This is a genomic window from Pseudarthrobacter sp. B4EP4b, assembly GCF_006680095.1.
GTDB lineage: Bacteria > Actinomycetota > Actinomycetes > Actinomycetales > Micrococcaceae > Arthrobacter.
Map to the genome: position 1 here is coordinate 109787 of NZ_VHIJ01000031.1, position 19002 is coordinate 128788.

Consider the following 19002-nt stretch of genomic DNA (forward strand, 5'->3'; position numbering starts at 1 on the left):
TTTCATCAGCTGATCATAGTGAGCCCGTGCAGCGTTCTTTGGAGGGGCGCCCCGGGACTTTCTTGCTCTTTTCATCTCTGCCAATTGCAACTCCTACAAGCTCAGGTGTTGCAACGACCACTAGACGCCAAGCCCGCGAAATGGCTCACTTTTCGACCATCGCTGACAGCTGCTCGGGGCCTTTTGCCGTCCTTAATCGCACTCAGCATGACATCCATACAGCCCCGTCCCAACTCCTCGAAATCCTGCCGCACTGCCGTAAGGGGCGGTGTGAAGTACCGGGACTCGGGCTGATCGTCGGAACCGACTACCGAAATATCCTCGGGGACCGGGATACCGGCTTCGCCAAAGGCGCACAGGAGACCTAACGCATCTGGTCATTTCCCACGAACAGTGCTGTAACGGGGCGGTGGAGACCAGTTTCTTGCCAATTTCGTAACCACTATCCGCACTCCAGTCGGCCTCGACAAGAAAATCAGCAGTTAGGTCGGCGGCCTGCAGGGCCGTCCTCCAGCCCTGTGCGCGGACTTCTCCGTCCATCCAATCCCGCGGTCCCGCAAGCTCGAGGCTGAAGAGCAACGATTCATTTGTTCCTCACAACTATCAAACGAAAACGAAAGCAAGGTCAGTCGCCTGCGGCGTAGATACTCCAAGAGGCCTCGTGATCCTCTCCTGGCTCCAGTCGCAGCAAACTAACCGCGCTGTTGAAGGCGTCGGGAGGGCAGGTCATAGGCTCCACCGCAAGGCCGATTGGGTTCGCAGCCGGCGCTGCTTTGTCAGCTGTGTGGATTTGGAGCCACTGGCAGGATCGGTCCCATGTCATTCCGACACCTGTCCCGATGGGATCCTGAAGTTCCAAGCGCGCATGTCCAGTCTCGTCGAACGCTATGTCGGTGAATGCGTGATCGATCTCGGTGGCACCGATGACGCGGCCGGTGCGGAAGTCGAATTCATGGTCCTCGACGCTTCGAACCTTCTTCGGCAGCAGCCGGTCGGACGTGACCTCGAGGAATGACCGGGCCGGGATCTTCAGAGACCACTCGTCGAGAGGTGACTCGCCCGCGATTAAGTAAGGGTGCGGACATACTCCGTACGGCGCCGTAGTTTTTCCGGTATTCCGGGCAGTTACCCGGCTACGCAAACCCTTGTCGGACAGGACGTACTCGACGTCGATCTGGAGCGCGTGAGGGTAGCCTTCAGTTTGGCCTATTGCCACAGACACGTTACTGAGTTCCGGTCTTGTGCCAGAAGCGTCCATTCCTGGGGGAAGGCCAGACCGTGCAGGGCGCGGCCACGTTCAGGCTCGTTGACGGGAAGATCATGCGTGGCTCCGTCAAAGACGTACCTGCCGTTTGCAATTCTGTTGGGCCAGGGGGCAGCGATGATTCCGCGGTAATCACGGATGGGACCGCCCTCCGGGAACGGAACGATGAGGTCCCGGCCCCGGTGCCGCAGCTCCCGCAGGGCACAGGCCTGTGCCGTAACAACTGCGGCGTAGTCGCCGAACCTCAGCCGGTACTCGCTCACAGCCCGCCAGCCAATTTGTAGTAGGCGGCGTTCCAGTTCAGGTCCTTCTTGAACTGGCGGATGGTGGTGTTTTCGTCGATGGTCAGCAGCTCGGTCTTGGCGATCTCGGCGAAGTCCTCGAACACGTCCATGCCCACCTGGGTAGAGAGCACAGTGTGGTGCGCGGCGCCGGCGGTGAGCCAGGCCGCGGCGGAGGTGGCAAAGTCCGGTTTGGGCTGCCAGAGGGCACGGGCGACGGGCAGGTTGGGCAGGGGCTGGTCCAGGGGCACGACAACGGCGTTGGCCACCAGGCGGAAGCGGTCGCGCATGTCGGACAGGGCGACGACGACGCCGGCGGAGGCGTCGGCGTCGAACACCAGGCGGACGGGGTCTTCCTTGCCGCCGATGCCCAGCGGGTGGATCTCCAGGCGCGGTTTCGTGGCGGTCAGGGAGGGGCAGACCTCGAGCATGTGTGCGCCGAGGATCTTCTCCGACCCCGGTGCCAGGTGGTAGGTGTAGTCCTCCATCAGGGATGCGCCGCCGGGCAGGCCGGCGCCCATGACCTTGGCGGCGCGGACCAGGATGGCGGTTTTCCAGTCGCCTTCGGCGCCGAAGCCGTAGCCGGCGGCCATCAGCCGCTGGACGGCCAGGCCCGGCAGCTGGCGAAGCGCGCCGAGGTCCTCAAAGGAGGTGGTGAAGGCTGCGGAGCCGTTGGCTTCCAAGAAGGACCGCAGCCCGAGTTCAATCCGGGCGCCGTAGCGGAGTGAATCGTGCCGGGCCGCGCCTGCGCGGAGTTCCGGAACCACGTCATAAAGGTCCTCGTACTCGGCAACGAGCGTGTCGACGTCGGCCTCCGTGGCGCCGTGCACGGCGTCGGCGAGCTCGTTGACGGACCAGGTGTTGACTGCGACGCCGAAGCGCAGCTCGGCCTCGGTCTTGTCGCCCTCGGTGACGGCGACGTTGCGCATGTTGTCGCCGAAGCGGGTCAACTTGAGGGTGCGCACGGCGGCCCAGCCGGCCGCAGCGCGCTGCCAGGAACCGACCTGGCGGGTCACCTCGGGGTTGGAGACGTGCCCCACCACCGTCTTCCGCGTGATGCCGAGCCGGGACTGGATGTAGCCGAACTCGCGGTCGCCGTGGGCGGCCTGGTTCAGGTTCATGAAGTCGAAGTCGATGTCCGCCCAGGGCAGCTCAACGTTGGCCTGGGTGTGCAGGTGCAGCAGCGGCTTGCGAAGCAGATCCAGGCCCTGGATCCACATCTTCGCCGGGCTGAAGGTGTGCATCCACGCGGTGACGCCGATGACGGCATCGTTGGAGTTGGCCTCCAGCGCGGTGCGGCGGATGGCGTCCGAATCGGTCAGGACCGGCTTCCAGACGACCCGGACCGGAACTGACGACGAAGCGTTGAGCTGGTTGGCGATCTCCTGGGACTGCGCGGCCACCTGCTTAAGTACATCCTCGCCGTAAAGGTGCTGGCTTCCGGTGAGGAACCAGACCTCAAAGCCGTCAAGGGAAGTGTGTGCTGCGGTGCTCATGGGTTTCTCCTGGAAAAGTAGTGGGGCCCGGAATTACTGGCCGTAGACGTTCTGGTAACGGGCGTAGAGGGATTCGATGTGGCCCTGGTCGATGGGCAGCGGCTCACCGAGCTGCCGGGAGACATGGACAGTTCGGGCCACTTCCTCGCACATCACCGCGGCTTTGACCGCGGATCTGGCGTCCTTGCCGATGGTGAACGGGCCGTGGTTCTGCATGAGCACGGCCGGGGAATTCGAGTTCTTCAGCGTCTCGACGATGCCCTGGCCGATCGAATCGTCACCGATCAGCGCGAACGGCCCTACCGGGATGGAACCGCCGAATTCATCGCTCATCATGGTCAGGACACACGGGATCGACTCGCCCCGGGCTGCCCACGCCGTGGCGTAGGTGGAGTGCGTGTGTACCATCCCGCCGACGTCGCGCATGTTCCGGTACACATAGGCGTGCGCGGCAGTGTCCGACGACGGCGACAGCAGCGGATTGCCCCACTCACCTTCCCCGTCACTGTCCACGGGCACCCCGTAAAGGTCCGTGACCACCATCTGTTCCGGTGTGAGGTCATCGTAGGAAACGCCCGAGGGCTTGATGACCATCAACTCACGGCCCGGAACGCGGGCCGAAACGTTCCCCGCGGTCCACACCACCAACTCATACCGGGTCAGCTCAGCGTGCAGGGCGCAGACCTCTTCGCGGATCCGGGCAATGATCCCGAGGATTTCGGAACTCATGCGAACACCTCCGCGGCAGCCGCGCCGGAAGCCAGGAGCGAACCGGCTGCTCTCCGCTGGATGGATTTGAGCCGATGCATCACGTTGTTGGTGCCGCGGCCGAAGTAGTCGTGCAGGGTGCGGTATTCCTGGAAGAGTTCCTCGTAGGCGGCGACGTTTTCCGGAATGGGGGTGTAGACGTCACCGGGTTCGGAGCCCATGGCGGCGGCGGCTTCACGGATGTCGGCGTACTTTCCGGCGGCTACGGCGGCGTGGATCGCCGAGCCGAGGGCCGGGCCTTGAGCGGAGCCGATGGTGGACAGCTGGAGCCCGGTGACGTCCGCGTAGATCTGCATCAGGAGTTTGTTCTTCAGCAGCCCGCCGGCCACGATGAATTCCTTCACCGGCACTCCGGAGTTCCGGAATGCGTCCACGATGGTGCGGGTGCCGAAGGCGGTGGCTTCCAGCAACGCCCGGTAGGTGTCCTCGGGCCTGGTGGCGAGGGTCTGGCCCACCACGATGCCGGACAGTTCGTGGTCCACCAGCACCGAGCGATTGCCGGAATGCCAGTCCAACGCAATCAGGCCGTGCTCCCCGATGGCTTGCCGGGAGGCCAGTTCGGTGAGGTATTCGTGGATGCCCAGCCCATTCGCGGCAGCGGCCCGGTGGTATTCAGGCGGCACACCGTTCTCGGTAAACCAGCCGAAGATATCACCCACGCCGGATTGTCCGGCTTCATAGCCCCAGAGGCCGTCCACGATGCCCCCGTCCACCACCCCGCACATCCCGGGAACTTCGCGGAGTTCGGTTCCGTTCATCACATGGCAGGTGGAGGTGCCCATGATCGCCACCAGCTGGCCCGGGTCAACGGCCCGCGCGGCGGGCGCGGTGACGTGGGCGTCCACATTGCCCACTGCCACGGCAATGCCTTCAGGCAGGCCCGTCCACGCCGCGGCTTCAGCAGTGAGATACCCGGCCGCGTCGCCGAGCCGGCCGATAGCGTGCTCCAACTTGGCGCTGACAAAATCCTTGAAGTCCGGGTTCAGGGCGGCCAGGAAATCCTCCGACGGGTAGCGGCCATCCTGGTAAATCCCCTTGTACCCGGCCGTGCACGCGTTCCGGACGTAGCGTCCACACAACTGCCAGACGATCCAGTCGGCGGCCTCCACCCAGTGATCCATCGCAGCGTAGGCTTCCGGATCCTCCTCGAGGAGCTGCAGGCCCTTGGCGAATTCCCACTCAGAGGAAATCAGCCCGCCATAACGCGGCAACCAGTCCTCGCCGCGCTCTGCGGCCAGCTGGTTGATCCGGTCAGCCTGCGGCTGCGCCGCGTGGTGGCGCCACAGCTTTACATAGGCGTGCGGCCGGTTCGCGAAGCCGTCCACTTCGTTCAACGGCGTGCCATCAGCCTTCACCGCACCATGGTGCAGGCCGTGAAGTCAGTGGCGATCCCGACGACGGCAGCGGGGTCGATGCCCGCGTCCGCGATGGCGGCGGGGACCGCGTTGCGCAGGACGTCCCGGTAGTCGTTAGGCACCTGGAGGGCCCATTCCCCTGGAAGCCGGACGCCGTCGTCACTGGGCAGGGCGCTGGTAATCACCGCATGGGGGTATTCGAAAACTCCGCTGCCCATTTCGGCGCCGTCTGAGACACGCACTACTAGTGCGCGGCCGGACAGTGTGCCGAAGTCCACGCCAAGGACGAACTGCTGGTCGAGCGGACGACTTTCAAAAGTGTTCATGATGTCTCCATCTGGTGGATTGCGGATCTGGCTGAGTGGGTAGTGGAAGGATCCAGCGGCGGCGCTTGTTAGCGCTGACACTGAAGGTCGAGGGAACTGCGGCGTAAACTCAGCCGGCGTGGGCTTACCTGTCCGTCAGGGGTTCGAGTTGGGAGTATTCCTCGGCGGTGAGAGCGAGGATGGAGCCGTGGCTGGCTCCTGGGGGCATGACTGCTTCTACTGGGGTCCAGGTGTTGGAGTCGAGCGAGTCGCTGGTGAAGGCGGTGTACCGGCGTAGGCCGAACTCGTCAATGAAGAGGAACCATTGATTGCGTTCTGGTCCGCGGACGATAATGGGCCCCTCGCCGTGCGCGAGGTCGTTCTTGCCGATCCCGGTGGCGATGACGGTGTAGTGCGTGCTGTCCAGGGTGTCGGAGCGCTCGGTGGTTATGAATTTGGCGTCGGGGGATGATGAATCGGCGGAGAGCTCGTCTTTGCTGAAGCGGTAAAAGTAGCCGTCTGCCTGGACGACGGTGGAGTCGATGACTGACCATCCTCGATCGATCCAGACGCGTGCAGGTGTGAAAGTTCTGAAGTCGGTGGTGTTGGAGCAGAGCATCCGGTGGTGCGAGCCTCCGTCACCCGAACCCGGGTTGAGCGTGGAGGCCCAGTAGACCAGGTAGGTCCCGCTTTCGGGATCGTAGGCTGCTTCGGGTGCCCAGGCGTTGCCCGCATCCGGCGGGGCGACTTCCACGAGCCGCGGGTCGGTCCAGGAGACCAGGTCTGTGCTTTCCCAGACCATGATGGAACGGCTGCCTGCCCGGATGCAGTCCTCCCAGGCTGTTGCCGGGTTCCTTTTGGCGATGCAGAGGTCGGTGGCCAGGAGGTAGTACCGGGCGATCTCACCGGGCAGGCCGGCCGCGCGGAGCAGGAACGGGTCCCTGACGCCCAGCTCGCCGACGGCGGAGTGCAGGACCGGCTGGCCTCCGTTGAGGACCTGCCATTCCAGCGGGTGGGGGCCGGTGCTGAGGGCGAAATGTACCTGCTCCCCGTCGGCCTCAGCGGCGGACGTGAAGTAGGCGAAGAGGTAGCCGGCCGGGTCTTCGGTCATCCCTTGACGCTTCCGCTGACGAGGCCGCTGACGATGTGCCGCTGCATGAAGACGAAGAAGACGACCATCGGGAGCAGGACGATGACGGTCAGGGTCATGAAGGACGGCCAGTCGGTGGTGAACTGACCCACGGCGGAGTAGACCTGCAGGACCAGGGTTTGTTTCTCTTCGGAGCTGATGAACACGTTCGGCGTGATGAAGTCGTTCCAGACCCACATGGTCTGGAATACCCCGACGGTGACCAGGATGGGCCGGATGAGGGGCAGGACGATCATCCAGTAGATGCGGAAAGGCCCGGCCCCGTCGATTCTGGCGGCCTCGAGGATCTCTGCCGGGATGGTCCGCATGTAGCCGAGGATGAGGTAATAGCAGAAGATGGAGCCGCAGGTGTAGATCACGATCAGCCCTTCGAGGGAGTCCACCAGGCGGACGCCGACGAGCATCCGGTACAGCGGGACGAGGGTGGCCTGGCCGGGGATGATGAACGCGGCGATGAGGACTGCCCCGATGATCTGGGAGGTCCGGCTGCGGCCGGTGATCTGGCCGAACGCGGCGAGTGATCCGATGGCGAGCATCAGAAAGATCGAGATGGCCGTGACGTACACCGTGTTCATCAGGCTTTGGAGGATCTGGGTGCCTTCGAAGACCTTGATGTAATTGTCCAGGACCCAGGTTGTGGGAAGCGCCAGCGGACTGTTGGTGGTCTCCTCCTGGGTCTTGAACGTGTTGACGACGATGTAATAGAAAGGGACGCTCATGAGGCCGGCAAGCGCGATCATGAGCACGGACGTCAGGGTGTGCCGGGTCTTGGTCATGAGAATTTCCTTTGCAGTGCGTTCGAGAGGGCCATCTGGCCCAGCACGACGAGGCCGACGACGATCAGGAAGAGGACGGCGAGGGCTGATGCAGCCCCGACCCGTGACTGGGCGATGCCGTCCTCGATCAGGGACTGGGTCAGGGTCCTGGTGGAGAAGCCCGGGCCGCCGCGGGTGAGGGTGAACGGCAGGTCGAAGACTTTCAGCCCGTTGGTCATCAGCAGCAGCTGACTGACGGCCATGGCCGGGATCAGCAGGGGAAGCGTGATGTAGCGGAAGCTCTGCCAGCTGCTGGCGCCGTCGATCTTGGAGACTTCGTAGTAGTCGGCGGGGATCGCCTGCAGATACGCCAGATACAGCACCGCGTGCCAGCCCGTGAGCGCCCAGATGGTCACAGCCACCGTGGAGAGTTGGGCGAGCGTGCTGTCGGAGAGCCACGGGATGGGACCGAGTCCAGTGAGCGAGTGGATGATGCTGTTCAGGACGCCGGAGCCTAGGGGATTCAGGATAAAGCCCCACACCAGGCCCAGGATGGCGACGCTGGGAACAGCGGGAAAGAAGAACGCCGAGCGGACGAGGTTGCGGCCGAAGAACTTCCGGTTCAGGGTCAGCGCCAGGGGGATGGCCGTCACCGTGACCAGGATGGTGGTGGAGACCGCGTAGAAGATGGTGTAACCAAGCGCCGAGAGCATCGACGGGTCCTTAAAGAGCTCGGCATAGTTGTCGAAGCCAACGAACTCGGGGTTGCTGACGTAGCCGTCGAAGTCGGTGAAGCTGTAGTACAGCGACTGGGACATCGGAATCACGTAGAGCACCACGAAGACCACTGCGATGGGGGCCATGAAGACCCACGAGGTGACGGAGAGCCGGTGCGGCCCTTTCCGGGTAAGCGTCCTGTTGCTGCTCGTTTGCGGCTGCAGTGGCTGCAGTTCGGGGGTTGTGGAGAGTGCCAAGGTAAAGCTGCCTTTCTGGGGAAGAGGGGCCGACGGCGGGGCTGCCGCCGCCGGCCCTTCGGAGTGCTACTTGCCTTGGAGCGACGCCAGCTTCGCGTCAAGTGCCGATGCGACCTTTTCCGGAGTGGTCTGGCCCTGGATGAGCTGCTGGAGCAGGGAGACGGTCTCGCTGTTCAGGGCCGCTGAGTTCGTGGGCCAAGTGACCTGGGGAAGGTAGAACTTGCCATCGCGCACTGCCGGCACCATCGAGGAGAGTGCAGGGTCGAGCTCGGGAGTGAAATTTTTTGTGGTGGTGATCGCGGCGTTCTGCTTCTGGTAGAGCTCCACGCCGGTCTTGCTCTGGAGGAACTCCACGAGCTTTTCGGCCGCGTCAGGGTTCTTGGCCTTGGCGTTGACCGCGTATCCGGGTGAGACCGCTCCCGCCCAGTACGTGCCGGAGTCACCGGGGACCGGCATGAACTCCAGCTTCATGTCCGGCGCGGCCTTCTGGATGCTGCCCAGTGCCCACGAGCCGGTGCTGATCATCGCCACGGAGCCCCGCTGGAACTCGGAGGTGATCTGGTCCCCGGTCAGGCCGGCCACGGAAGGCGAGACGAGATCCTGCTTGAACAGCTCGGACCAGTCCTTCAGCGGCTCCATCCAGGTTTTAGCGAAGGAGGTCTTCCCGGCCCAAATATCGGCATCCATCGTGCCTCCGCTGGCTTCGTTCTGGAGCCCAACGAGGGCGGCCAGGCTCACCGGGATGGTGTCCGCCGGCTCGTAGAACGGGGTGATGCCGGCGTCCTTGAGCTTCTTGCACAGGGCAAGGAAGTCATCCCAGGTCTGTGGCGGTCTGGTGAACCCGACCTTGGCCAGGAGGTCCTTGTTGTAAAGGATGCCGCCGCCCCAGGAGGCGGTTGCCGCGCCGTACACCTTTCCGTCTTTGGTGTAGGTGGCCTTGGCGGCATCAGCGATGTTGCCGATCCAGGGCTCACCGCTGAGGTCCTTGGCGAACCCGCCATCCATGATTTCAGTCTTGTTCTCGGCGGTGATGATGAAAACGTCGGCCGCAGTTCCGCTGTTGATGCGGGTCTGCAGGGTGGAGATGTATCCCTGGACCGGGGTGCCGTAGGAGACCTTTAGGTCAATCGAGGGGTTCTGTTTCTTGAACTCGTCCAGGACCGGCTTCATGCTTGCCTCGTTGTCCCAGGAGTAAAAGCTGACCGTGTTGTCCGAGCCGGAACCCCCGGAGGACCCGCACCCCGTCAGTGCGGTCGCGGCTGCGACCACTGCGCCGAGGACGGTCAGGCGCAGGGAGGTTTTGCGACGGTGCTGCGGGCTGTTTGTGTGGTGAAACATGGCAGGTGCCTTTCTAGTGCTATTTTGATGCGTTTTCGGATTGAGTGCGATAGGCGGCCAGGTCCCTCACGATGGGTTCGCGGGAGGGAATGACCTTTTGGAGCAGGCCGTCGTCGGTGTGGACCAACGGATCGATTGCCAGTTCCCGGCGGTAACCGGTCCCGCCGGGTATGGCAAAGCGGTGGTAGGCGATAAGCCATTCGTCAGTGTGCGGGATCCTCACGATGGAGTGGTGCCCGGTTGCCCGGATACCCCGCCGGGGATCCTTCTCCAGGAGGACCCCCCGGTCGGTCCATGGGCCGAACGGGCTTGTGGAGGTGGCATAGCGGACCCGATAGTCCTCGTCGCGGGTGTCGTTCTCAGACCAGGAGAGGTAGTAGACATCCCCCCTCCGGTGGAGGTTGACCGCCTCGCGGAAGCCGGTGGGGATCCAGGACACCACGCCGGAAGGTTTGAAGGAGACCATGTCCTCGTTCAGGGGCACGATATGGGCCACGCTGTTGCCCCAGCAAAGGTAGGCGGCGCCATCATCGTTGATGAAAATGTTCGGATCGATGGCCCGGCCGGGGAAAGCCCCCTCCGCAATCAGCGGCTTTCCCAGGTCCACAAACGGCCCGGTCGGGGACGAGGCCACGGCCACGCCGATGTTCTCCTGCTCCGCGGTGTAGTAGAGGTAGTAGCGCCCGTCCCGTTCCGCGACGGCGGGAGCCCACGCATGTGCCGCTGCCCACTGCGTGTGGTCAGGCAACGAGAAAACGATCCCATGATCGGTCCAGTTGATCAGGTCCGGGGAAGAAAACGCCCGGAAGGACGTGGCCCCCCATTCACTGCTGCCGTCGGTCGTGGGGTACAGAAAGTACCTGCCGTCGAAGACGCATAGGTGCGGGTCCGCGTAATAGCCCTCAATCAGGGCCGGGACGGCAGGGTCCCCATCGAAATGGCTCAAAAGATTCTCCTTATGATATTTATCGATACAACGCTTGTGGATCGATACAAGTGTTTGGCGTACGCTGATCGGAAGACAGGCTGGATTGCGGCGGGAAGAAGGAAGACGATGGCAACCATCCAGGATGTGGCCAAGGCCGCCGGCGTTTCGCCAATGACCGTCTCGAATGTCCTCAACGACCACCCCCACGTGAAGAGCAGCACCCGTGCCAAAGTGGTCAAGGCGATGGAGGAGCTGGACTACCGCGTCAACCATGCCGCCCGGAATCTGCGCGCTGGCCGGACCTTCACCATCGGGCTTGCGGTCGCGGAATTCGACCGCCCCTACTGGGGACAGTTCGCCGCGCGCGTTATCGAGGAAGCTGCCGCGCACAATCTCCGCGTCCTGGTCGAACAGACCGGCCGCAGCAAAGAAAACGAAATCAGTGCCCTGGCACTGTCCCGCAACCGGATGTACGACGGACTGATCCTCAGCACTGTGGGCCTGAGCGCCAGCGATGCCAACATGCTGCGCGTTGACTTCCCGATCGTGATCCTCGGCGAACGCATTTTCTCCGGTCCCGTGGACCACGTTGCGATGGCCAATGTCGAGGGAGCGGACGCAGCCACCGGGCATCTGATCGAACGCGGCTGCCGCAGGATCGCCGCCGTCATGGGCCCTATGGGACCCGACCCCGACGCGTCCTCGCTCCGATACGCCGGCTACCAGCAGGCACTGGCAGCCGCAGGGATCGAAAACGACCCGGCACTGCACATAACCATCAAAGAATTCACATTGAGAGGCGGACACGAAGCCGTCAACCGCCTCATCGACTCCGGCACCCAGTTCGATGGGCTGTTCTGCGCCACTGACACCGTAGCCCTTGGTGCTCTCCGCGCCCTCCACGAGGCCAAACTCCGCGTCCCGGAAGACGTCAAAGTCATCGGCTTCGACAACCTGGTCGATGGCCAGTACAGCACTCCCACTCTCTCCACCGTGGACCCGGACAGCGCGGAAATGGCCCGCATCGCAGTGAAGCTGCTCGTGCAGCGAATTGCCGGCGACTCGCCTAAAGGGGAGCCTACGGAATTCATGAGTTCCTTCCGCATTGTTGACCGGGAATCCACCGCCGGGCAGTGATGGGAGGGCGTACGGAAATGATTCCCGGGACATCCCTTGAAGCTGCTGCATCTTTCACCTCCGTCCGCGCTGACGAGCGTTGCCGAAACTTGTATCGATACATATACTGGGTGATCCAAGCCACTCCTGTCAAGGGTTTGCGAGGGCTGCGGATGGCTGTTTATTGCCGTGCGTCACCTCCGTGCGATCCCGCGACCGTGGCATCGCAAACCGGAATAAGCTACGCAAACCTAAGGCAGCAACAGCAGCAGAACGTGAGCCTACACGTGCAAGCCTCGAAAGGCGCAGCGCCGCCTGCATCCTTCCGGTAAACCCCACGAAAGCAAAGGAAGCCATGCAACTTCAGTCCCCCTCCACCCCGGATGGCATCAGGCTGGCAGCAGCTTCGCCCGCCAGTTGCCTTGAACTTGGCGCTGAGGGCGTGCGGCAGCTGTGCACTTTGGAGCCTGGTTCCGGCACTCTGCCTGCACGTGCCTGCCTGGACAGTGACGCGCCACGGCTGTCGCTCAATGGGGAGTGGCAGTTCCGCCTCAGCCCGGGAATCCGGAGGGCACCTGAGGACGGATGGCAGCTGGGAAAGGATCTGAACGGGTTCGAGAGCCTGCCGGTTCCGTCCAACTGGTCCATGCACGGTCATGGGGCGCCCGCGTACACGAACGTCCAGTTCCCCTTCGCCGTGGAACCTCCGCACGTTCCCGAGGCGAACCCCATCGGGGACCATGTGGTGGTGTTTGAAGCCGGGCCCGAATTTCTTCCGCACGCGCTGTTGCGGTTCGATGGGATCGAATCCGCCGGAACCGTGTGGTTGAACGGAGTGGAGCTGGGAACGACGCGCGGCAGCAGGCTTACCCACGAATTCGACGTTTCAGGAGTCCTAAAGCAGGGCACGAATACGCTGGCCGTGCGCGTCGCCCAGTTCTCGGCCGCAAGTTACGTGGAGGACCAGGACATGTGGTGGCTCCCCGGGATCTTCCGTGACGTTACCCTGCAGGCGCGGCCTGCCGGCGGCATTGATGATGTTTTTGTGCACGCGGATTACGATCACCGCACCGGCGGAGGCGTCCTTCGGGTGGAGGTGAGCCGGGGCGGACAGGCGATTGACGCCGTCGTCCGTGTTCCGGAACTGAACCTGGAACTGCCCGCAGGCACCGAGGCGCGCCTGCCCGCCGTCGAGCCGTGGTCCGCTGAGGTGCCCAGGCTTTACGAGGCAGCCGTCAGCACTCCGGGGGAGGCCGTGACACTCCAGATTGGCTTCCGCAGCATCGCCATCGAAGACGCGCGGTTCAAGGTCAATGGGCGGCGGATCCTGCTGCGCGGCGTCAACCGCCACGAGCACCATCCCCGCCTTGGCCGGGTGGTTCCCAAGGATGTGGTGGAGGCTGAGTTGCGGCTGATGAAGCAGCACAACATCAACGCCATCCGCACGTCACATTACCCGCCGCACCCCGAGTTCCTGGCGCTTGCGGACCAGCTGGGCTTCTACGTAGTGCTTGAGTGCGACCTGGAAACTCATGGCTTTGAGAGCGCGGGCTGGGCCCAGAACCCTAGCGATGATCCCCGATGGGAAGCCGCGCTGCTGGACCGCATGCGCCGAACCGTTGAGCGGGACAAGAACCACCCGGCAGTGGTCATGTGGTCACTCGGCAACGAGGCGGGCACGGGCAGGAACCTGGCCGCCATGTCGCGCTGGACCAAGGACCGCGACCCGTCACGTCCCATCCACTACGAGGGAGATTGGTCTTCGGCGCACGTTGACGTCTACTCCCGCATGTACGCCAGCCAGGCGGAAACAGCACTGATCGGGCAGGGGATCGAGCCGCCATTGGAAAACGCTGACTTGGACGCCCGCCGCCGTGCCATGCCTTTCGTGCTCTGCGAGTATGTGCACGCGATGGGCAACGGGCCGGGAGGAATGAGCGAGTACCAGGAGCTCTTCGAACAGTACCCCCGCCTAATGGGCGGCTTCGTCTGGGAATGGCTGGAACACGGCATCACCGTCACTTCGCCCGACGGCGGAGAGTACTACGCCTATGGTGGGGACTTCGGCGAGGAAGTCCACGACGGCAACTTCGTCACCGATGGTCTGGTGGACGCGGACCGCAACCCGAGGCCGGCCCTTTTGGACTTCAAGAAAGTCATCGAACCTCTGCGCATCACGGTAGCCGCTGACTGGTCCGGCTTCACCGTACGAAACGGCCAGGACTTCGCGGACACGGGCGCCTACAGCTTCCGCTACATGGTCGAGACAGGCAGTGCGACTCTGGAGACTGGCTCCGTGGAGGTCGCACCCGTGGCGCCTTCTGACGAAGCAGCTGCCCGGCTTCCCAAGAGCGTCGCTTGCCTGGCATCGGAACTGCCGGACGGCGAGACTGCGGTGCTCACCGTAAGGGCCGTTCTCGCCACGGACTCGTCGTGGGCTGCAGCCGGGCATGAGATTGCGTGGGGACAGGCGGTTCGTGGGCTGCGGAGTGCAGCTCTGCCCCGGCCGGTTGCGCCGGTTAGCATCCAGGACGTCGAACTGCGTTTAGGGCCTGTCGTGTTCAGCCGGCTCACGGGTATGCCCACCTCCATTGGTGGAGTGCCCGTGGAGAAGATGGGCCTTGCATTGTGGTGGCCGCCCACGGATAACGACCTCGGCCTGGAATGGGGCGGCACCGATGATCGCCCGGTTGCCACACAGTGGACGGACGCCAGGCTCAACCTACTCCATGCCCGCCTGCTGGGCATCAGCGCGGACGGGAACCTGGAAGGCGGAGAATCCTTGACGGTGCGTACACGGGTGAGTGCTGCCGACAAGCAGTACGGGGTTTTTGTGGACTACACATGGTCCAGTGACGGCGAAAAGGCTGCACTCCGGACGCAGGTTCGGCCTGACGGCGAATGGGTCAGCCACGGCCGTGGCATTGAATGGGCGCGGATAGGACTTGAACTCGTGCTCTCTGAGGAGACGTCGACCGTGAGCTGGTTCGGCCAAGGCCCCCACCAGAGCTACCCGGATAGCGGGCAAGGGACGCGGACGGGCTGGTTTTCGCGGTCTTTGGCAGACATGGACGTGGACTACGCACGGCCACAGGAATGCGGCGCACGCTCCGGCACGCGCTCGGCTGCCCTCGAGATTGCCGGCAGCACGCTGGAAATCTCCGGTGATCCTTTCGCTTTGACAGTACGCCCCTACGGGCTGAAGGCTCTCGACACGGCAGCACACCGGCCGGACCTGAAAGCGGACGGCAGGACCTACCTGTATCTCGACCATGCCCTCCGGGGAGTAGGAACCGCCGCGTGCGGCCCCGGCGTCCTGGAGCCGTACCAACTCAAGCCACGGGAAGCCGACTTCACATTGACCCTAAGAGTGCATAACACCCAAAACGACCAGTGAAGACCCGTAAATACCCCCGCTGACCCCGGGTCAATAGCGGTGAACTGGTTGGCTTTGTCCCCACCTGCGTGCGGGGCGTCACAATAGTGCGGAATTCCATTTTACTGACAGTGGCTCTTAATGTTCTCAGATCCCACCCTGACACCCGGAGGGGTCGGAAATGGAGCTAGGGACACCTGGAATAGTCGAAACCGCCCAGTAAATCTGGACCTGGCGAAGTCGATTTGCGCAACAGGAAGCTATGTCACGGGTGGTGACTGGGTCGCCGCGTCGAAGAACAAAGGAAAGCTCCGCCCGCAGGCCTTGTCCTCCCACGTCAGACGCCTTTGGCGTCAGGTTCGGGTGTGCCCCTTTCCGAACAGGACATGCCAAGATGTGGGTGCTTGCGGTGGAACTCGCATTTCCTTCATATGGCTGCCCCAGTGGCGATGCCGTCACAGGGGCAGCCATATGAGGGCGAGAGCGTTTGGGGTCTGTCGCTGCTCCCGACAAGCCCATCTCTCCGGGCATCACACGGGGAAGTTCTCCTACCTTCGGCGCGTCCCAGACGGTTTCGTGTCAACTTTGGCTTCTTGAGGCTAGCGCTTTCGGGAGGATTGCGGTGGGCCGAGTTCGGTACGCGCGAAGACCACCTGCTGCCCTGGTACAAACCCACCCAGTGAAGTGAAGACTGCCTCTCACTCCCCGCCATTGACTCATATCATGAGTTCGTGCTCATATTGTAATACTCCGATTTACCCCACGCCGACACATTCTGGCCGCTGCAATCCGTGCTCGGCCAACAGCCCGCGGAACACCGAAGAGTTGCGCTTATGGCGTCCCGTGGAATCCGTCGTCACCCTCGTTCTCAGCATCTTCATCTAAGAAGGAACACAAGCAATGACTATCAACAGCGCCGTGGCCCCGCTTCAGGGGGTCCGCGTTCTGGAACTGGGCAACTACATCGCCGCACCCACAGCAGGGCGTATGCTGGCCGATTTCGGGGCGGAAGTCATCAAGGTTGAGCGCCCCCGTACCGGCGATGAACTCCGAAACTGGCGGCTATACGCGGGCAACACTTCGATGCTTTACCGAACCATCAACCGGAACAAGAAATCAGTGGTGATCGATCTGCGGACCCAGGAAGGACGCCAGCTTGTCTTGGAACTGGCCGCAGTCTCGGATGTCGTGTTGGAGAACTTCCGCCCCGGTACCTTGGAAAAGTGGGGCCTGGGACCGGAGGTGTTACACGAAGCGAACCCTGACCTGATCCTGACCCGGATTTCCGCTTTTGGTCAGACCGGGCCGATGGCTTCCCGTCCTGGCTTCGCTGCAGTCGCCGAGGCCTTCGGGGGCTTCCGGGAACTTGTCGGCGACCCCGACCGGCCGCCGGTCCGGGTGGGTGTTTCCATCGGCGACACCATCGCCGGGTTGTACGCGGCGTTTGGGTCGGTCATGTCGCTCTTTGAACGCGAGGTCAAGCGCGGCAAAACACCGATACCCCTGGACCATCGGATAATGGACATCGCCCTGAATGAAGCCATGCTCTCGGTTACAGAGTCCCTGATTCCCGACCACACGGCTTTCGGCATTCAACGCCAGCGCACCGGTGGACGGATGGAAGGGATAGCCCCCTCGAACGCGTATCTGTGCATCGACGGGAGCATCGTCGTCGCGGGCAACGGTGATTCCATATTCAAGCGCTTCATGGACGTCATCGGCCGTCCTGACCTGGGCAACGACCCAGGACTTCAAACCAACGCAGATCGATGGGAACGGCGCGACGAACTGGACCAAGCCATCGGGGAGTGGGCCCAGGGCTTCACAACAAAGGAGGCCCTTGTCGTCCTCGATGCCGCCGATGTGCCGGCGGGCCCTATCTACACCGCAGCCGACATCATCGCCGATGACCAGTACGCCGCAAGGGACATGGTGCAGAGGTTTGACGTTTCAACCGGAGAAAAGACGATCCCTAATGTTGCGTTTCCCGGGATCATTCCGGTGATTGGCGGGAAATCGCTGACGATCCGAAATCTCGGCCCGGACCTCGGCGCAGACACTAAGGAGGTCCTGGAACGGGTGCTCGGAAAAACCGCGGAGCAGGCGGACTCGCTCATAGGCAAAATGGAAATGGACACAGTATGAACACCAGAAGCGACTTTCGGCTCAGGGACGTCACCCTACGGGACGGGCTGCAGCTCACCGGCGGCGTGCTCTCCACCGAACGAAAAGCATCCATCGTCCGGTCGTTACTGGCAGCAGGAGTTCCGGCCATTGAAATTGGGTCAATGGCCCGGCCGGACCTGGTACCGCCGATGGCAAACACGCTGGAGCTCATCAACGCACTGACTGCCGAAGAACTGGAAAAGTGCTGGATCTGGGTGGCAACACCCCGCCACGTGGAGAAGGCCGCGGCCGCCGGAGCGGTGAACATGCAGTACTGCCTCAGCGTTTCGGACGCCCATAACCAAGCCAACATCGGCCGGCCCACGGAAGAAAGCATGGCGGCCCTACCCCAGGCCCTCAAGTACGCCCGCGAAGCCGGCGCAACCCTCCAACTCTGTCTGGCTACCTCATTCACCTGTCCCTTTGAAGGCGACATCGACCCGGGCCGGGTACTGAAGCTAGTGGAAGACCCCAGAGGCAATGGCGTCAGCGATGTCGTCATCTGCGACACCCTGGGCCACGCCGTCCCAGAGCAAGTGAACGCCCTGATAGGGAAGGTAAAGGCGGCGGTCGCTGACCGGGGCGTAGTCTTTCATGGACACGACACATGGGGCATGGGTGTCGCCAACGCGATAGCGGCCCTGGACGCCGGGGCCACCACTATCGACGGGGCACTCGGCGGACTTGGTGGCTGCCCATTCGCTCCCGGCGCCTCAGGAAATACTTCTACCGAAGACTTGCTGTTCGGACTTCGCCCGAACTGGCTGAACCCGGAAAACTTTGCTGACCTCGTCCGGCTGGGCGAATCAATTACCAGCGAACTTCACGAGGACAACCGCTCCAAGTCAGCGCTGGGAGCCCGCTCCAAAGCAGCGGCGTTCCGATGGGTTATGTCGAGTTGACCTTCAGGGCATGAGGAAGGGCGCTTGTCGATGGCAAGCGCCCACCGATCATCCGGGTTATGCGTTCTGCCCCCTCCAGCAGGTCACCCACCCACTGCTCGCATACCTCCAGGGGCATCCGAAGCGTGGGACCCATGATGGTCAGTGCACCAACAAGGTCCGCCTGTGGATTGAACACCGGCGCGGACAAGCCGCTCGCACCAGACTCGCGTTCCCCCGTGGTGAGGGCGTACCCGTCAGCACTCGTCTGCTTGATCGCCGCCTTTAGCGACTCCCTGTCCGTGATGGTGCTGTCAGTAAGCTGGTCCAAGCGCGTCGACAGCACCCTGGTGGCAGCCTCGGGGTCCCACGCCAGCAGAACCCTGCCTGCCGATCCCGCATGCAAGGGCAAGATCCGGCCCACAGCCATATCACGGCGGATCATATGACGCGTTTCAGCCATGGCGACGCACACCCTGTACTCCATCGACGTCTGAAAGAAGCAGACCGTCTCGCCCAACCGATCCCGGAGCTCCTGAAGGACCGGTTTGATGATTTCAATCAGCTCGACTCCATGCGATGCCGCGGCCGCCCAAAAGGACATTTTCACACCGACTCTGTACCTGTCATCAACTCTGTCAATAAACCCATGAGCCACAAGGTTGCCCACCAACCGCTGGACCGTAGAGGTGGGAAGGCCAGTTGACTCCCGTATCTGAGCCAGCGTCAGCTCAGAACGGGTCAACGAGAAGGAATCCAAGATGTCACTTATTTTCGCCAGAACCAGAAGAGGTGGCGGTCCCTGGAAGTTGTCGGCTGCCATGCCTTAATTCTATGGCGACCCCCCGC

Annotated in this window: 15 protein-coding genes and 1 pseudogene; 4 read left to right on the plus strand and 12 right to left on the minus strand. The window is 62.9% G+C overall.

What is annotated here, in order from left to right; all coding sequences use genetic code 11:
• Positions 1 to 101: 101 nt before the first annotated feature.
• From FNL14_RS23805 to FNL14_RS11610, 11 genes and pseudogenes are all read right to left on the minus strand, one after another.
• A complete protein-coding gene (locus FNL14_RS23805; protein ID WP_370455854.1) occupies positions 102 to 359 on the minus strand; it encodes a substrate-binding domain-containing protein in 258 nt (85 codons plus the stop codon).
• Between the two features lie 266 nt (positions 360 to 625).
• On the minus strand, positions 626 to 1258 hold the full coding sequence (locus tag FNL14_RS11570) for a hypothetical protein (protein WP_370455851.1): 633 nt from the start codon (positions 1256 to 1258) through the stop codon (positions 626 to 628).
• Positions 1207 to 1527 (minus strand): hypothetical protein, encoded by a 321-nt coding sequence (locus tag FNL14_RS23810; protein ID WP_370455852.1) that lies wholly within the window; start codon positions 1525 to 1527, stop codon positions 1207 to 1209. The genes FNL14_RS11570 and FNL14_RS23810 overlap by 52 nt, the downstream gene beginning before the upstream one ends.
• Positions 1524 to 3041 carry an L-arabinose isomerase gene (gene araA, locus FNL14_RS11575; protein ID WP_142060160.1) on the minus strand — a complete coding sequence of 506 codons (1518 nt, stop codon included), beginning with the start codon at positions 3039 to 3041 and terminating at the stop codon, positions 1524 to 1526. Before araA ends, FNL14_RS23810 begins: the two co-directional genes overlap by 4 nt.
• A 33-nt stretch (positions 3042 to 3074) precedes the next feature.
• On the minus strand, positions 3075 to 3770 hold the full coding sequence (locus FNL14_RS11580) for an L-ribulose-5-phosphate 4-epimerase (protein WP_142060162.1): 696 nt from the start codon (positions 3768 to 3770) through the stop codon (positions 3075 to 3077).
• Positions 3767 to 5490 (minus strand): annotated as a pseudogene (gene araB, locus FNL14_RS11585) (ribulokinase). Before araB ends, FNL14_RS11580 begins: the two are co-directional and overlap by 4 nt.
• Positions 5491 to 5614: 124 nt before the next feature.
• Positions 5615 to 6580, minus strand: a complete 966-nt coding sequence (locus FNL14_RS11590) for a glycoside hydrolase family 43 protein (RefSeq protein ID WP_142060164.1) — start codon at positions 6578 to 6580, stop codon at positions 5615 to 5617.
• Positions 6577 to 7395, minus strand: a complete 819-nt coding sequence (locus FNL14_RS11595; RefSeq protein ID WP_142060166.1) for a carbohydrate ABC transporter permease — start codon at positions 7393 to 7395, stop codon at positions 6577 to 6579. Before FNL14_RS11595 ends, FNL14_RS11590 begins: the two co-directional genes overlap by 4 nt.
• A complete protein-coding gene (locus FNL14_RS11600; protein ID WP_142060168.1) occupies positions 7392 to 8348 on the minus strand; it encodes a carbohydrate ABC transporter permease in 957 nt (318 codons plus the stop codon). The genes FNL14_RS11595 and FNL14_RS11600 overlap by 4 nt, the downstream gene beginning before the upstream one ends.
• 66 nt (positions 8349 to 8414) lie before the next feature.
• The gene (locus tag FNL14_RS11605; RefSeq protein ID WP_142060170.1) at positions 8415 to 9686 is read right to left on the minus strand and encodes an ABC transporter substrate-binding protein; all 1272 of its coding nucleotides are present in this window, start codon (positions 9684 to 9686) and stop codon (positions 8415 to 8417) included.
• Between the two features lie 19 nt (positions 9687 to 9705).
• On the minus strand, positions 9706 to 10632 hold the full coding sequence (locus FNL14_RS11610) for a family 43 glycosylhydrolase (RefSeq protein WP_142060173.1): 927 nt from the start codon (positions 10630 to 10632) through the stop codon (positions 9706 to 9708).
• 108 nt (positions 10633 to 10740) lie between these two features.
• On the opposite strand from FNL14_RS11610, the gene FNL14_RS11615 reads away from it, so the two are divergent.
• From FNL14_RS11615 to FNL14_RS11630, 4 genes are all read left to right on the plus strand, one after another.
• Positions 10741 to 11751: a LacI family DNA-binding transcriptional regulator gene (locus FNL14_RS11615; protein ID WP_142060174.1), complete on the plus strand. Its 1011-nt coding sequence runs from the start codon at positions 10741 to 10743 to the stop codon at positions 11749 to 11751.
• Between the two features lie 334 nt (positions 11752 to 12085).
• A complete protein-coding gene (locus tag FNL14_RS11620) occupies positions 12086 to 15127 on the plus strand; it encodes a glycoside hydrolase family 2 TIM barrel-domain containing protein (RefSeq protein ID WP_142060176.1) in 3042 nt (1013 codons plus the stop codon).
• A gap of 879 nt (positions 15128 to 16006) precedes the next feature.
• A complete protein-coding gene (locus FNL14_RS11625) occupies positions 16007 to 17251 on the plus strand; it encodes a CaiB/BaiF CoA-transferase family protein (RefSeq protein WP_142060178.1) in 1245 nt (414 codons plus the stop codon).
• Positions 17248 to 18174 carry a hydroxymethylglutaryl-CoA lyase gene (locus FNL14_RS11630; protein WP_142060180.1) on the plus strand — a complete coding sequence of 309 codons (927 nt, stop codon included), beginning with the start codon at positions 17248 to 17250 and terminating at the stop codon, positions 18172 to 18174. The genes FNL14_RS11625 and FNL14_RS11630 overlap by 4 nt, the downstream gene beginning before the upstream one ends.
• Here the strand turns inward: FNL14_RS11630 and FNL14_RS11635 are convergent.
• A complete protein-coding gene (locus tag FNL14_RS11635) occupies positions 18161 to 18976 on the minus strand; it encodes an IclR family transcriptional regulator (protein WP_142060182.1) in 816 nt (271 codons plus the stop codon). The two genes, FNL14_RS11630 and FNL14_RS11635, sit on opposite strands and share 14 nt — an antisense overlap.
• Positions 18977 to 19002 lie beyond the last annotated feature (26 nt).